General features: G+C 65.2%; 1 protein-coding gene and 1 pseudogene. Both read right to left on the bottom strand.

Going from position 1 to position 1,098, the window contains the following annotated elements; genetic code table 11:
• Positions 1-118, bottom strand: a pseudogene (locus ACFPN9_RS30020) (transposase family protein); the annotation flags it as partial.
• Between the two features lie 54 nt (positions 119-172).
• A partial coding sequence (locus ACFPN9_RS30015) for an IS3 family transposase (RefSeq protein ID WP_377818175.1) occupies positions 173-1,098 on the bottom strand: 926 nt, incomplete at its 5' end.

Genomic DNA, 1,098 nt, shown 5'->3' with positions numbered 1-1,098 from the left:
CATCGCACCGAAAACGCCGGACGAGGACCTGGAGTTCGACGCGTCGGCCGCTCAGCGGCAGGTCCTTTGCTCGCCGCCAATACCGGCTTTGGATCCGTTGCGAGATCGCTCCGCAATCAGGACATGAACAGGCGCTGCCCGCCGCCCGAGCTCGTGCTGTGACCCCGGCTTGTCATCCGGCTGACGCCAGAGTCCTTGGCTGAGATTGGCGCAGCTGCGCCGGTTGAGCAACGGGCGATCGGCGGAGTTGGTCAGGGTTGCGCAGCCGATCGTCCGTTGCGGTGAGTTTGGCGGCGTAGGCCGCTGGCGTGAGATAGCCGAGCGCCGAGTGCGGCCGACGCTGGTTGTAGTTGGCGACCCATCTGGCGATGACGGATCGGGCGTGATCGAGGTCGTAGAAGATTGTCTCGTTCAAGAGTTCATCGCGCATCCGGCCGTTGAAGGCCTCACAGATGCCGTTTTGCATGGGCTTGCCGGGAGCAATGAAGTGCCAGGCCACCTTGGCTGACTGCGTCCAGGCGAGCATGGCGTTGGAGGTGAACTCGGTGCCGTGGTCGCTGACGATCAGCCCGGGAATGCCGCGGCGGGCGATGATAGCGTCGAGTTCACGCGCGACGCGCCTGCCTGAAAGCGATGTGTCCGGGATCGCCGCCAAGCACTCCTTCGTAACGTCGTCGATGATGTTGAGAATGCGGAAGCGGCGGCCCGAGCCGAACTGGTCATGGACGAAATCGAGCGACCAGCGCGCATTGGGCCTCGCCTCGACAAGGATAGGCGCCCGCGTGCCCGTGGCCCGTTTGCGGCCGCGCCGGCGACGGACGGACAGCCCTTCCTCGCGATAGAGGCGCTGGGTCTTCTTCCGGTTCAGGCTATGGCCTTCGCCGCGCAGCAGAACGTGCAGGCGCCGATAGCCGAAACGGCGTTGCTCGGCTGCCAACTGGCGCAACCGCTCACGCAAGCCCTCATCGCTTGGCCGTCGTGATCGATAGCGGACCATCTTGCGGTCCGCCCGAATGACCTGGCACGCCCGCCGCTCGCTCATCTCGTAGGTCATCGTGAGATGGGCGACAGCCTCTCGCTTGGCGGAGGGCGTCAGAA

The sequence above is a fragment of the Allobosea massiliensis genome, assembly GCF_042655245.1.
Classification (GTDB): Bacteria; Pseudomonadota; Alphaproteobacteria; order Rhizobiales; family Beijerinckiaceae; genus Allobosea; species Allobosea massiliensis.
Note: the sequence above shows the minus strand (reverse complement) of the source record. Positions and strands in the feature narration are given on the sequence as shown.